Origin of the sequence: Amycolatopsis sp. NPDC058986 (genome assembly GCF_042741125.1) — a bacterium.
In the GTDB taxonomy this organism is placed as follows: Bacteria; Actinomycetota; Actinomycetes; order Mycobacteriales; family Pseudonocardiaceae; genus Amycolatopsis.
Window position 1 is genome coordinate 215,533 of sequence record NZ_JBHYJW010000005.1, and the last position, 13,632, is coordinate 229,164.

Annotated in this window: 11 protein-coding genes; 4 read left to right on the forward strand and 7 right to left on the reverse strand. The window is 69.3% G+C overall.

The features are described from left to right. Positions 1–28: 28 nt before the first annotated feature. Genes ACFW0G_RS07355 through ACFW0G_RS07370 form a run of 4 tightly spaced genes read right to left on the reverse strand, consistent with a single transcriptional unit; the run spans position 29 to position 4,948 of the window. A complete protein-coding gene (locus ACFW0G_RS07355) occupies positions 29–1,180 on the reverse strand; it encodes a hypothetical protein (RefSeq protein WP_378323958.1) in 1,152 nt (383 codons plus the stop codon). Positions 1,181–1,184: 4 nt separating this feature from the next. After that, positions 1,185–2,441: a glucarate dehydratase family protein gene (locus ACFW0G_RS07360; protein WP_378324015.1), complete on the reverse strand. Its 1,257-nt coding sequence runs from the start codon at positions 2,439–2,441 to the stop codon at positions 1,185–1,187. Between the two features lie 10 nt (positions 2,442–2,451). Beyond that, positions 2,452–3,384 carry a 5-dehydro-4-deoxyglucarate dehydratase gene (locus tag ACFW0G_RS07365; protein ID WP_378323959.1) on the reverse strand — a complete coding sequence of 311 codons (933 nt, stop codon included), beginning with the start codon at positions 3,382–3,384 and terminating at the stop codon, positions 2,452–2,454. Between the two features lie 52 nt (positions 3,385–3,436). After that, positions 3,437–4,948, reverse strand: a complete 1,512-nt coding sequence (locus ACFW0G_RS07370; RefSeq protein ID WP_378323960.1) for a sodium:solute symporter family protein — start codon at positions 4,946–4,948, stop codon at positions 3,437–3,439. A gap of 182 nt (positions 4,949–5,130) precedes the next feature. Here ACFW0G_RS07370 and ACFW0G_RS07375 point away from each other — a divergent pair, with 182 nt between their 5' ends. Further along, positions 5,131–5,931, forward strand: coding sequence for an IclR family transcriptional regulator (locus ACFW0G_RS07375; RefSeq protein WP_378323961.1), 801 nt, complete (start codon positions 5,131–5,133; stop codon positions 5,929–5,931). 58 nt (positions 5,932–5,989) lie between these two features. Further along, positions 5,990–6,814, forward strand: a complete 825-nt coding sequence (locus tag ACFW0G_RS07380; protein ID WP_378323962.1) for an NAD-dependent epimerase/dehydratase family protein — start codon at positions 5,990–5,992, stop codon at positions 6,812–6,814. Between the two features lie 12 nt (positions 6,815–6,826). Here the strand turns inward: ACFW0G_RS07380 and ACFW0G_RS07385 are convergent, their stop codons facing one another. Beyond that, on the reverse strand, positions 6,827–7,375 hold the full coding sequence (locus ACFW0G_RS07385; protein WP_378323963.1) for a DUF6817 domain-containing protein: 549 nt from the start codon (positions 7,373–7,375) through the stop codon (positions 6,827–6,829). 153 nt (positions 7,376–7,528) lie between these two features. Between ACFW0G_RS07385 and ACFW0G_RS07390 the strand changes: the two genes are divergently transcribed. Next, on the forward strand, positions 7,529–8,413 hold the full coding sequence (locus tag ACFW0G_RS07390; RefSeq protein WP_378323964.1) for a LysR family transcriptional regulator: 885 nt from the start codon (positions 7,529–7,531) through the stop codon (positions 8,411–8,413). 100 nt (positions 8,414–8,513) lie between these two features. After that, positions 8,514–9,569 (forward strand): chitinase, encoded by a 1,056-nt coding sequence (locus ACFW0G_RS07395; protein WP_378323966.1) that lies wholly within the window; start codon positions 8,514–8,516, stop codon positions 9,567–9,569. An 84-nt stretch (positions 9,570–9,653) separates the two neighbouring features. Here the strand turns inward: ACFW0G_RS07395 and ACFW0G_RS07400 are convergent, their stop codons facing one another. Continuing rightward, complete coding sequence (locus ACFW0G_RS07400; protein ID WP_378323968.1) at positions 9,654–11,222, reverse strand: hypothetical protein; 1,569 nt, start codon at positions 11,220–11,222, stop codon at positions 9,654–9,656. An 88-nt stretch (positions 11,223–11,310) separates the two neighbouring features. Next, positions 11,311–13,608 carry a Tat pathway signal sequence domain protein gene (locus ACFW0G_RS07405; RefSeq protein ID WP_378323969.1) on the reverse strand — a complete coding sequence of 766 codons (2,298 nt, stop codon included), beginning with the start codon at positions 13,606–13,608 and terminating at the stop codon, positions 11,311–11,313. Positions 13,609–13,632 lie beyond the last annotated feature (24 nt).

A 13,632-nucleotide genomic window follows, 5' to 3' on the forward strand; every position in this document is an offset into this window, starting at 1 on the left:
CTCAACGACTGTGTCTCTGAAAGAAGGTTCAGAAACTGTGGGCGGCGGCACCGGCGGCCAGCAGGTCCGGCCAGCGGGCGGGCCCGGCGAGCCCGAGGTGGTACAGGTGCACCTCGGCCGCACCCGCCTTCCCGAGTTCGGTGACGTAGGCCTCGATGTCGGGCACGGGGCTGGCCGCCACGGCGGTGATGTAACTGCCGACGGCGACCTTCTCGGGCAGCTTCGCCCGTGCCGCCGCGACAGCGTCCACACTGGACTGTCCGGGGGCCCAGTTCTGCAGCACGACGGCGCCGACCTCCTCGGGGGCGGCCGGGGTGAGCCCCGGCAGCGCGCCGGTGACCCACGGGTCGAGCGCGCCGTGCAGCACGATCCGGGTGCCGTCCGGAAGGCGTTCCAGCACCGCGTGCCGCAACGCGTCGGTCGCGGCCTGGCGCGTTTCGAGGATGCCGCGGCGCACCGAAGGCAGCAGCTTGTCCTCGGTCAGGGTCAGGTCACCCGCGGCGATCAGCCGCCGCACCTCGCCCCGCAATTGTTCACGGATGGTGTCGGCGTCGTACCCGCGCTCGGTCCAGCCCTCGGCGCAGGCGGTGCAACAGCACACCGACAGCAGCCGCGCCACCGCGGGCGCCCAGACGCCGTCGGTCTTTTCGTGTTGGTGCTGATGGACCGCGCCGAGCGGACCGCAGGCCTCCAGGATCACCGACGACAGCTCCAGCCCGTCGACGGCTTCGGCGGTGAGCGTCGCCGAATATTCGCGGACCGCGGGCTGTGCCGGGCACAGCGCCCACGGGTAGACCTCGCCGAAACAGTTGCGCACGGCGACGCCGGGGTTCGCGATGCCCAGCTGCGAGTTGTGCGTGAGCACGATCCACGCGGCGGCCGGGATCCCGGCCTCGTTGAGCAGCCGGACCGCGTCGCCGCCGCTGTCGGGCCAATCTATCCAGTCCGGAGTGGACGGACGGAGTTCCTTGTCCCGCCAAGCTTCCTCGCGCACCGGCCGGTAGAACGCGGCGTGCCGCGCCAGCACCGACGTGCCCCGCTCCGACCACGGCGTCGCGGCCCGCGCGCTGTGGTAGGACAGCGCCACCGCGACCTCGTCCGCCTCCAGATCGGCCGCACGGGCGGTGAAGCCGGGACTGTCGAGCACGTCCCACGGATAGGCGTATCCGGTCACCTTCACCGGGTCACCACCTCGCCGTGTTCGGCTCGAAGCCGGGCTCGAACTTCCGCATGTACGTCACATCGTCCCGTTTCGTCAGTCCACACCGGACAAAGTTCTCGTGCGCCCTGGCGAGCGCGTCGGGGTCGATTTCGATGCCGAGGCCGGGCTTGCCCGGAACCGCCACCGCGCCCTCGCGGAACTCCAGCGCGCCCGGCGCGATCACGTCGGCATCCTTCCACGGCCAGTGCGTGTCGCAGGCGAAGGTGAGATGCGGCGTGGCGGCGGCGACGTGCACCATCGCGGCGAGGCTGATGCCGAGGTGGCTGTTGGAGTGCATGGACAGCCCGACGCCGAAGCTCTCGCAGGTCACCGAGAGCGCCTGAGTGGCCCGCATCCCGCCCCAGAAGTGGTGATCCGACAACAGGACGCCGATCGCGCGGGCACGGAAAGCGGGTTCGATGTCACCGAGGTTGACCACGCACATGTTGGTGGCCAGCGGCATGTTCGCGTGTTCGGCGACCTTCGCCATGCCCTCGATCCCCGGCGTCGGGTCTTCGAGGTACTCCAGGACGCCGTCGAGTTCCTTGGCCACCGCGATCCCGGTGTCGACCGTCCACGCGGCGTTGGGGTCGATCCGCAGCGGGTGCCCGGGGAAGGCTTGGGCGAGGGCGTGGATGCCGTCGGCTTCCTGGCGAGGCGCGAAAACGCCGCCCTTGAGCTTGATCGAGCGGAAGCCGTACTCGTCGATCATCCGGCGCGCCGAGCCGACGAGCTGCTCCGGCGTCAAAATCTCGCCCCAGGAGTCCTCGGTGCCGTCGATGTGCTGGGCGTACTTGTAGAACAGGTACGCGGAGAACTCGACGGCGTCCCTGGCCTTGCCGCCGAGCAGGTCGACGACCGGGAGTCCCAGCGCGTGCCCCTGCGCGTCCAGGCAGGCGACCTCGAACAGCGAGAACACGCTGGAAATGGTCTTACGGATGGAGAAACCGCCGATCAGCCCGTGCTCGTCGGTGAGCACCGTACCGGCAAGGGTCTCGGCCACGATCCGCCGCAGCCCCGGCAGGTCGAACACGTCGTGCCCGCGCAGCCGCGGCAGCACCTTGCGCACCTCGCCGAGGAACGCGGCGTCGCCGTAGGACTCGCCGAGCCCGACGACGCCGTCCTCGCAGATCACCTGCACGACGCTCCGCAGCGCGAACGGCTCGTGCACGCCCATCACGTTGAGCAGCGGCGCGTCCGCGAACGCGACCGGCGTCAACACGACGTCCTGGATCTTCAAGCTCACCGCTTCACAGCCCCTTCAGCGTCGTGAAGCCGTTCTCGACGATCTGCGCCAGCCGGTCGATCTGCTCCGGCGTCGGCTCGACCAGCGGCGGGCGCACCGGGCCGACCTTGTCCCCGCGCAGCCGCGCGGCGGCCTTGACCAGCGACACGGCGAACCCTGGCGTCTCGTCGCGGAGCGCGACCAGCGGCAGGTAGAACCCGCTGAGCAGGGTGTCCATCACCGCATTGTCCCCCTCGGCCAGCGCCCGGTGGAAGCGGTGCGCGATCTCCGGGGCGAAACAGTGCACCGCCGACGAATATCGCGCGACGCCGACCGACGCGTACGCCTTCGCCGAGACCTCCGCGGTCGGCAGCCCGTTGAAGAACAGGAAGTCCCGCGCCCGCTCGGTGCCGACGGACCGGATCGCGGTGACGATCCGGGTCATCAGCTCGACGTCGCCGAAGCCGTCCTTGAGCCCCACCACGGACGGAATGTCCACAAGGGACACCGCGGTCGGAGCGGTGAACACGCCGGTGCCCCGGTGGTAGACGATCACCGGCACCGAGGACTCGCCGACCGCGAAGCGGACGAAGTCGACCAGCCCGGCGGGCGGACCGGACACGAGATAGGGCGGGAGGAGGAGAACGCCGTCGGCGCCCCCCTCCTCCGCCGCGGCGATCGCGGACCGCGCCGCCGCGGCGCCGCCGCCGGCACCGACCCAGACCGGGACCCGGCCGCCGACGACCTCACGCGCCTTCGCCAGTACCGCCGCGTGCTCGGCAGGGGAAAGCGAGCTCAGCTCGCCGGTCCCGCAGGCGACGAACACCGCGCCGGCCCCGGCGGCCACATGGCTTTCCACGTTCTCCGCGAACGCGTCGAGGTTCAGCTCGAGGTCCTCGGTGAACGGGGTGAGGGGGAACGCCAGCAGGCCGTCCAGCTCGATCTTGGGCTGTGCCATCAGTTTCTGCTCTTTTCGTCCTTGTCGGTTGTGGCCAGGATTCGGCCGGGGGCTAGGCGGGCACGGTGGAGCCCTCCTTCGCACCCGCCGAGGCGACCTCGTCGTCGCTGCCGATGGTGTCGATGATGACGTCGGTGGTGTCCTTGCGCTCGGGCGCGATCAGCCCCAGCCCGGTGTAGAGCGCCAGCGAAACCAGGACCGGCGTCGCGATGAGCGCCGTCTGACTGACGTCGAACACGTAGTAGACCAGTCCGTACGCGATGAGCCCGCCCGCCCAGGAGACGATCGCGGCCCGCGCCCCGCACCGGCGGAACCAGGGCAGCATGCCCAGCAGCAGCGGGATGGAGATCGGGCCCATCAGCGCCGCCACCCAGTTCACCACGATCTGCAGCACACCGCCCAGGTTCTGCGCCTGTGTCGCGACGATCATGGTCAGCACCACGAAGGTCACCGTGGTGATCCGGGCGGCCTTGAGGCCCTGGACGTCGGTCCACCGGCGGGCCTTGCGGAACATCACCGGGATCATGTCGCGGGTGATGACCGCGGAGATCGCGTTCGCGTCGGAGGACACCATAGCCATGGTGTGCGAGAAGATGCCGGCCAGCACCAGCCCGATCAGGCCGGGCGGGAGGAACGTCGTGGTCATGATCGCGTAGGAGTTGCTGGGGTTCTTCACGCCCGGGATCAGCAGCGGCGCGGCGAACATCGGGAACATCAGCACCAGCGGCCAGATCAGGTACAGCGCCGAGGAGAGGCGGGCGCCGCGCCGGGCCGCGTGGGTGTTCGGCGCGGCCATGTACCGCTGCGCCAGGTTCCACATGCCCCCGTTGTACTCGAACGTCTTCACCAGTACGTAGACGAGAAGGAAGATCGTGGTGTACTTCGGCGTCGTCGGGTTGACGTGGGCCGAGGGCAGCTTGTCCCACATGGTCCACAGCGCCGAGATACCGCCGAGCTTGCCCAGGACGACCACGATCATCACGATCGCGGCGATGGCCTGGATGACGAACTGGCCCAGTTCGGTGAGCGCGTCCGCCCACAGGCCGCCGACCGTGCAGTAGAAGAGGGTGACCACGCCGGTGATGAGGATGCCCAGGTTGTAGTCCACCCCGGCGAACACGTTCAGCAGCGTGGCGACCGCGAACCACTTGGCGGCGATGTCGAAGATCTTCAGCAGGCTGCCGCTCCACGCCAGCACCTGCTGGGTCGGCACGTTGTACCGCTTGGCGAGGTACTCCAGCGGCGAGGCCACCCCGAGCTTCGACCGCAGCTTGTTCCAGCGCGCGGCGAACAGCCAGCTGCCGATCGCGACGCCGATGCCGATGCTGGCGAAACCCCAGAAGTACACGGTGATGCCGTCGGTGTACGCGACCCCCGCGTACGCGACGAAGAGGACGGCGCTGTAGCCGGACATGTGGTGCGAGATCCCGGTCAGCCACCAGGGCATCTTCCCGCCCGCCGTGAAGAAGTCCTTCACATCACCGACGCGCTTGTGCGACCACCAGCCGATCACCACCATCAGCCCGAAATAAGCGCACATCATCGCCCAGTCGAGTAAGTGCACCGCTGACTCCCTTCCGCGTCCACGTTGATGCGGTTCACATCCATGAACGGAGTCTGTTATAGTGATTATGTTCATCCATAAGAACGCTGTTCGGCACGCTAATATGGCCGCAGTCACAAATCAAGGCACAGTCGCCACTTCAAAAGCACAGTCACGGTCAACGGCCGGTTGGAGGAGTACAGATGCCGCAGAAGGCCGACAGCCCCGTGGCCGTCAACGGCGAGAGCGCCGGGGTCAAGTCGGCGCGGCGCGCCGTCGACCTCATCGAGACCTTCGCGGCCAACGACGTCTGGCTGTCCCTTTCGGACCTCCACGCGCGGACCGGCTTTCCCCGGTCGAGCCTGCACGGGCTGCTGCGGACACTGCTCGACACGGGCTGGCTGGAGGCGGACCCGAACACCGCGCGCTACCGGCTCGGCGTCCGCGCGCTGATCTGCGGCACGGCCTACCTCGACCGGGACGCCGTCGTCCCGTTCGCGACCGAGGCACTGGAGCGCATCCGCGAGAAGACCGGCTTCACGGCGCACTTCGCGCGCCGCAACGGCACCGAGGTCGTCTACCTCGAGACGCGCGAGGCGCAGCGTTCGACCCATCTCGTGTCCCGCGTCGGCCGGACACTGCCCACGCATGCGACGGCGCTGGGCAAGGCGCTGCTGGCCGAGCTGACCCGCGACGAGATCGACCAGCTGATGCCCGCCGAACTGCCCGCCCTCACCCCGAACACGATCACCACCCGCGAGGCGCTGCACGCCGAATGCGCCGCGACCCGGGAGCGTGGCTACGCCTCGGAAGTCGAGGAGGGCACCCTCGGCGTCCGCTGCGTGGCCGCGGTGATCCCCTACCGCATCCCCGGCACCGACGCGATCAGCTGCTCGATGCCCATCGCGCAGGTCAGCGACGCCGAGGCCAAGCTCGTCGGCGAGCTGCTGGCCGAGGCCACCGCGGAACTCGGCAGGCAACTGCGCCGCGCCGGTATCCGCTGAGACCCCGCCGCCGCCTTAACCGTCCACTTCGGACATTCCATGGAAAGGACCTCGACACATGGCAGACCAGCGTGTGCTGATCACCGGCTCGGCGGGCGTCGTCGGCACCCTGATGCGCCCGAGGCTGCGCCGCGAGGGCCGGGTGCTGCGCCTGCTCGACCTCGCCCCGCAGCCCGCCGCCGAGCCCGGCGAAGCGGTCGAGGTGCGCACCGGTTCGGTGACCGACGCCGAAGCGATGGCTTCGGCCTGCGAAGGCGTGGACGCGGTGATCCACCTGGGCGGGCACAGCAGGGAAAACTCCTGGGAAGCCACCCTCGACGTCAACATCGACGGCACGCACACCGTGCTCGAAGCGGCGCGGGCCGCCGGGGTGTCCCGGGTGATTCTGGCGTCGAGCAATCACGCCGTCGGCTTCCGCCGCAACGACGAAGGCGGCACCACCGGCCTGCCCGCGGACTCCTCGCCCCGCCCGGACACCTACTACGGCGTCAGCAAGGCCGCGATCGAGGCGCTCGGCAGCCTGTACCACTCCCGGTTCGGGATGGACGTCATCGTCATCCGGATCGGCTCGTGCTTCGAAACCCCGCTGCCGCTGGGCCCGCGCGGCCTGACCACCTGGCTCTCCCCCGACGACGGCGCCCGGCTCTTCGAGGCCTGCCTCAGCGCACCGTCACCGGGATACCGGCTGATCTGGGGCGTCTCGGACAACACCCGGCGGATCTATTCGCTGACCGAGGCCGAGGCGCTGGGCTACAAGTCGCTCGACAACGCCGAGGTCTACGCCGAGCAACTGGCGGACAAACCCACGCCCACCGGGATCGCCGCCGAGTACGTCGGCGGCCCCTTCTGCACGGCGCCACTGGGCGAGTTCAACCCGCTCTGAGCGCCCCGGCTCCTAACCCTCCACAATGGACTCCGCGGCGAGGCGGTCACGCCAGGCGTGGTCGCCGAGCAGCGGCCGGAACCGCGTCAGCAGAGCCAAAATTCCGGCACCCGCCTGGCGGGCGAAGTCGGCGCTCGCGAAGACGAGATCGAGTTCGTTGGCGGCGGTGAGCTCGGCGAAATCCCTTCGCTGTTCCTTGGTGGGCACGAACTCCTCGGCAGAGAACCGGTCCGTCATCGGGGCGCCCTCGGCGAGCCGCGGATAGGAAGCCGACCGGTCACAGGCGCCATAGAGATAGACCAGCGCCTCGGCCTCGGCACCGACGGCCTCGGCGAGTTCGGCGCGCCGCCCGAGTGGCATCAGGGCCGTCGGGAAACCGTCCGTTCCGTACGCGGCGTGGCACAACCCCGCGAGCCGCAATGCGGGCCGCGCTTCCCAGCGGGCCAGCCGTTCCTCGACCCGGAGCAGATGAGCCAGCAAGGTCCCGCCGGGGTGCTCGATCTCCGCCGCCCCGTACCGCTCGAGCAAGGCGATCGCGGCGGTGACTCGATGCGCGTCCATGGACGTCCCTTCCGTGTCGGGTCGGCACCCCGCTCCTGCGCGCCGGAGCGAGGTTGCCGCCCTTGGCCTGGCCGTCACCATCGTCGGCCCGGCGGAGGGCCCCGGTCAATTCTCGGGTTTACTGGGAGAAGTCCAAGCTCTAGCTTGGATCCCGTGACTCTGGAGGATCTGCGTGTCTTCGTGGCCGTGTGTGACCGGGGCAATCTGAGCGCCGTCGCGCGCGAGCTGTCCCGTAGCCAGTCCGCGGTGAGTCAGCACATCAAGCGGCTGGAACGGGAGATCGGCCTGGCTCTGGTGGAACGCAGGCCGCGCGGAGTCGTGCCGACCCAGGCGGGACGTCTCCTGCACACCGCGGCCCGCGGCAGCCTCAACGGCATCGACTCGGTGGTCCGCCAGCTGCGCGACCTCGCCGAGGGCACCGCGGGCGAGGTCCGCGTCACGACCGGCGCGACGACCGTCCGGCACTTCATGGCGAACGGCATCCTCGCCTTCCGGCAGCGCTTTCCGAAGGTACGCCTGGAATTCCACACCCGGGTCGCCAGTCGCGACTGCCTGGCCGCGCTCCTCGCGGACGAAGCCGAAATCGCCCTGATCACGATCGGGGACCCGGTGCGCGGAATCGAGCAGCATCCGTTCCTCGAACTCCCGTGGTCGCTCGCGGTCGGCGTCGACGACCCGCTCGCCGGCCGCGCGCGTCTCGACCTCGGCGCGCTCGAGGAAATCCCGCACATCAGGCTCCCGGAGAAGTCGGCCTCGCGAGCGCAGCTGGACGCGCGCCTGGCCGAACGCGGGATCGGCCAGGCGGGGTCGGCAGGGGTCGCGGACTGGGACACCGTCATCATGCTGGCGGAGCTGGGCGTGGGCCGCGGCGTGGTGCCCGCCCTGCCCGGCTGGAATCCGTCCCGGCATCCGAGGCTGCGGCTGATCCCCATCCCCGACTTGCCCCCGCTGGTCGCGGGCTGGGGTGTCCGGCAGTGGGAAACGCTTACCCCGTTCGCCCGCACGTTCGCCGAAACCATCGTCGCGAATCTGGTCTAGACCACCCGATCGTAGGTAGTCACCCCGCCAGGCCGCGCCTACATTGGGCCGAACCGCCGCGCTCTCCGCTTCAGCAGGAAACTCCGGATGGGAGCTGGGTATGTTCGGTCGGATGGCACGTGTGCTCGGAATCGGCCTGGCGGCCACGACCGCCGTGTCGCTGGTCGTGCTGGGCCAGGCGGACGCGTCGGCGCAGGGCGAAACGTGCGCGGTGAAGTCCAGGCCCTCGGGCAAGGTGGTGCAGGGGTACTGGGAGAACTGGGACGGCGCCGCGAACGGCGTCCACCCGCCGATGGGGTGGATCCCGATCACCGACGCCAGGATGGCGGCGCACGGCTACAACGTGATCAACGCCGCGTTCCCGGTCATCCAGTCGGACGGCACCGTGCTCTGGGAGGACGGGATGGACTCGACCGTCAAGGTGGCCACCCCCGCCGAGATGTGCGCGGCGAAGGAGGCGGGTGCCACGATCCTGATGTCCATCGGCGGCGCGGCGGCGGGCATCGATCTCAACTCGTCCACGGTGGCCGACCGGTTCGTCGCCACCATCGTGCCGATCCTCAAGAAGTACAACTTCGACGGGATCGACATCGACATCGAAACCGGGCTGGTCGGTGGCAGCAGCATCAACGAGCTTTCGCCGTCGCAGGCCAACCTGATCCGCATCATCGACGGCGTGCTCGGCCAGATGCCGTCGAACTTCGGCCTCAGCATGGCGCCGGAAACCGCTTACGTCACCGGCGGCAGCGTCACCTACGGCTCGATCTGGGGCGCGTACCTGCCGATCGTCAAGAAGTACGCCGACAACGGGCGGCTGTGGTGGCTCAACATGCAGTACTACAACGGAAGCATGTACGGCTGCTCCGGTGACTCGTACCAGGCGGGCACGGTCGAAGGCTTCACCAGGCAGACCGACTGCCTGAACAAGGGGCTCGTCGTGCAGGGCACCACGATCCGCGTCCCGTTCGACAAGCAGGTCCCCGGGCTGCCCGCCCAGCCCGGCGCCGGTGGCGGCTACATGTCGCCGGGCCTGGTCTCCCAGGCGTGGCGGAACTACTCCGGCGCGCTGAAGGGTCTCATGACCTGGTCGATCAACTGGGACGGCGCGAGGAACTGGACCTTCGGCGACAACGCGAAGTCGTTGCAGGGCCGCTGATCCCGGGGTTCGAGCGCCCCAATGTGGCATTGGGTGCGTTGGACGCACCGAACGCCACATTGGGGCGCATGAGCCGGGAATCCATCAGGAGCCCAAGTGTCCCAAGGCATCCAGATCGACGGCCTCCTTGACGAGGCTGAAACCGTCCGGGGGCACACCCTTCGTCGAGGTGAGCCACGCGCCGCGTGCGTGGGGGCGCGTGCGCCGCGCCTCCTTGCCGAGCAGTAACGCGACATAGCAGCCGTAATCGATGGCGTAACCGTCGTAGAGCGTGCCGGGACGATGCGAATCCACCAGCCCGCGCCGCAACACGTGCAGCAGCCGCGCGTCGTAGAGATCCTCGATCATCTCGTGCCGTGCCCCGGAAAGCTGATCGAGCACGAAGGTCCGGGACCGGCGTTTGCCGACGACCTCGTCCACGAGCAGCCGCAGCAGGCGCAGCGCTTCCTCGTTCCCGCTGATCGCGGTCTGCTTGTCCCGCAGGTACCAGTCCCTGGCGGCCAGGCGCACGTCCCGCAGGCCGATCGCGCCGTCGTGGGCGTACTGCGCGGCGAGCGCCGCGATGTTGATCGCGTCGCGGGGCACACCTTCGGCGGCGCGGACGAGTTCGGCGAAAGCCGTGCCGCGGAAGGCGTCCGCCACGAAGCTCGCCGGATCCGGCGGCAGGAAGGAGGAGATCATCGACGCCAGCCTCGTTCCGGCGTGATTGTGGAAGAGCTGTGCGAAGAACTCTTGCGCCCGCGTCCGCGAGGCGTCGAAGATCATGATGTCGTCCAGGCTCACCGCCGACGCCGCGTCCGCGCCGACCTCGATGCCGACGTGATCGCCGTCGGCGAGGCGCTCGCGGAACCGGGACCGCCGCTCGATCGCGGCGATCTTCACCGTCATCCCCGCGGTCGGCAGGACACACCGCCGCAGCAGGTCCGCGAGCAGCGGCTGCAGCTCCAGCGGAAGGCTGCTCCATTCGTCCAGCAGCAACCAGACCCGCCGCCCCTCCAGCGCACTCGCGATCGTACGCATGGCGCGGTTGAGCGGGCCGAACACCAGATGGCTGCGCTCGGTCCCGGTGCGCCGCAGCCTGCTCTCCCCGGTCACCGACCGCCGGTGTCCCATCGACATCTTCAGGCTGAGCGGCACACCCACTTCGACGCCGTTGGTGGCCTCCTCCGCCAGCCCCGCCCGGGTTTCCCGCTCCACCTCGCCCACCACCTCGACAGCGGTGGCGGCCTCGGCCAGCGCGTCCAGTGCGGGCAGCAGCACCTCGGGATCGCCGAGCTCCCGGTCGACCACGACCGCGAGCAGTTCCTCGTGGATGGCCTCGAGCGTGTCGATCAGCAGGTGCGTCCCGCGCGCGGCGGCGCTCAACGTGCCGTCGGCGTAGAGCCCGCCCGCCGAGCCGAGTGTCCGCAGGTCGAGGTACATCGCGATGTCGCCAGTGTTGTCGACGAGGTCACTCAGGTAGAGCAGCGCGTGGGTCTTCCCGGTGCCGCGCCTGCCGTAGATGATCTGGTGATCGGTCGAGTGCAGCATCGCCGAAAACGATCCCGCGGTGACGAACGTCTTGGTCAGCGTCGCTCTGTCGGCGCTCTCCGCGCGCCGCGGAATGCGCATCAGCGCCTGGTTCACATGCCGTTGCCGCCCGACGGTCCCCATCGCAGCAACCTTGCCGCGCGGGGACACGCCGGGCAGCCGCCGTCCGCGTGATCGCGGCCGGCACCCCGGGTGACGTCGACCCGGACGATCAGGGCAGGCCCCACGGCGTCGAGACGCCGTTCGCGGGAACCGGGCGGACGGTGAAGTCCGGCCGGTCACCCTTCCGGTACACCACCGCCTCCTCCCCCGCGCGCAGCTCGAGCTGGAGATCGCCGTTCGGCAGCGCGCGCCACCGTTTCGGCCTGCCCCAGGTGTCCCGCACGACGAGGTCGCCGTCGATGCCCGGCCGCAGCACGCATGGCGCGCCCGCCTCGCTCCGGACCTTGAGCCACCGCGTCTTCCCGCCCTCCCGCGACGCGCTGAGCAGGAACGCCCCCTGAGTCCGGAAGTCCGACAGCACCACGTCGCCCCAGTTCGCCGGGACGGCGGGGAACAGCCGGATGACCCCGCCCCAGCTCTGCACGAGCATGTCGTGCAGCGACTGCGCGGCCGACAACGGCGTCTCGATGACCGGGCCGGATTCCTTGTACATGGTGTTCGGCTGGATGAACCGCTTCTGCAGCTCGCCGAGGTAATACGCGGCCTTGTCGCCCCGCAGCATCTGTGCCGACATCGACGCCGCTCCGGTGAACGTGTAGCCCTGCAGCGCGCCCTCGAAACCGACCCAGTGGTCGAGCGAGGTCTCGATGATCTTCCGGTGTTCCGGCTGCTCCCAGGTGATCTCGTACAGCGGGTAGATCTGGAGCAGATGCGAGTAGTGCCGGTGCGATTTCGCGAACGGCACGCCGGCGCCGATCATGTAGCCGTTGGCGTCCGCCGGATAATCGACCAAAGTGGACAGTACCCGCTGCCAGCGTGGTGCCAGTGGGTCGGCGATGCGCAGTTCGCGCGCTGAGTCGAGCAAAGTCTTGCAGCCCCAGCGGATCAGCGACAGATCGTAGGTGCAGTCCGGGGCGTTGACGCCGTACTCCGGCGAGAACGTCGCGGGCAGGTGGAGCCTGCCGTCCGGTCCCTCCTTCAGGAAGTGCAGGTAGTAGTTGATCGCCCGGCGCAGCAGCGGGAACAGCGTGTCCCGCAACAACTTCCGGTCCATGGTGTGCCGATAGGACAGCCACACGTTGTGCAGTGCCCAGGTCAGGTTGCCGACCTCCGGCGTCGGCGGGTCCTGTCCGGGGATGCCGACGGCGTATCCGCTGGTGGTCCCGGCGGCACCGTTGAGCAGGCTCATGTCGGTGGTGCGCGGGATGCCCGCCGAATCGGCACGATACGGCTCCGACAGCTGATTCGACAGGTTGGCGCGGTACTTGTCGAGCGTGTGGCTGACGGCGTCCAGTTCGAGGTGGTTCGAGCCGTGGATGAGCCAGTACTCGAGCTGTACGTTGAGGTTCCACCACGTGGCAGGCCACGGCGTCGGTTCGAGCCATGGCCCCGAAGTCGCCATCACCGGCGCTTCGCGGCGGGCCGCGGACGCCACCTTGTACAGCTGGATCCAGTAGAAGCTCTGCAGCCGGGTGTCCGGAATGGACAGAAAACTACGCCGGTAGTAGTCATGCCACCAGCGCCGGTGCCCGTAGGTGAGTAATCCGAACGGCTCCGCGCGGCGGACCGCGCGCAACGCCACCGCCTTCGCCGTCCTTTGTGGATGCGACCACGCCACCGACGTGTAGAGCGTGCGAGCCGAACCCCAGGACGTCTCACGCCATGCGGTCACGTGCTCCCCGCCGGCGAGCAGCCCCTGGACGGCGAGGCGGCAGTCCCCGCTCGCCTCCATGCTCGCCGGCGGATTCGCGACGTACCCGGCGGGCGGCGGCTTCCCGAACTTCGGATCCGTTCTCGGGCTCACGGCCTCGGCCGGTTGGAAGACCCAGCGGAAGTCCCGCTCGCCCTCGGTCGGCCGGACCTCGATCGCGAGCAACGACTGTTCACTGTGGACGATCGCTCGCAGCGCGAGACTGCCCGCCACCGTGGTGATCGTGCCGGTCAGCTCGGCGTTCCACAGATCCAGCCGCCAGTCGATCGCCGTGATCGCGCCGACCGGCTCCAGCGTGAAGTAGCCGATCGGCAGCCGGGCGAGGCCGAACAGCGAGCCGAACTCGGGCCGGTGATCCTGGACCTGGCTGTGCTGGACGTTGAACCGGACGGCGTTGCGGCCGGGCTCGGCGTAGATCCCCGAGCCGAGGAAACCGTTGCCCAGGAACGGTCCCTCGTACCAGGTCTTCGGCATGCTGCGCCAGATCAGATCGGCCGAGCCGAGAAACCGCGCCCAGTCGACGTCGGCGCGCCCGAAGGACTCGGCCGCCGAGGCCGTCGTGCCGGTGCCCGCGAGTCCGGCGGCCGCGAGCCCGGCGAGCGTCCCGCCGAGCATCGTTCTCCTGCTGATGTCCATTCGCAGACCTCCTTGTCCGTGTCC

Bases quoted from the DNA above. Each gene is read 5' to 3' on its own strand.
- ACFW0G_RS07365 (WP_378323959.1), bottom strand. From the start codon at position 3,384: ATGGCACAGCCCAAGATCGAGCTGGACGGCCTGCTGGCGTTCCCCCTC.
- ACFW0G_RS07375 (WP_378323961.1), top strand. From the start codon at position 5,131: ATGCCGCAGAAGGCCGACAGCCCCGTGGCCGTCAACGGCGAGAGCGCC.
- ACFW0G_RS07380 (WP_378323962.1), top strand. From the start codon at position 5,990: ATGGCAGACCAGCGTGTGCTGATCACCGGCTCGGCGGGCGTCGTCGGC.
- ACFW0G_RS07385 (WP_378323963.1), bottom strand. From the start codon at position 7,375: ATGGACGCGCATCGAGTCACCGCCGCGATCGCCTTGCTCGAGCGGTAC.
- ACFW0G_RS07395 (WP_378323966.1), top strand. From the start codon at position 8,514: ATGTTCGGTCGGATGGCACGTGTGCTCGGAATCGGCCTGGCGGCCACG.
- ACFW0G_RS07400 (WP_378323968.1), bottom strand. From the start codon at position 11,222: ATGGGGACCGTCGGGCGGCAACGGCATGTGAACCAGGCGCTGATGCGC.
- ACFW0G_RS07405 (WP_378323969.1), bottom strand. From the start codon at position 13,608: ATGGACATCAGCAGGAGAACGATGCTCGGCGGGACGCTCGCCGGGCTC.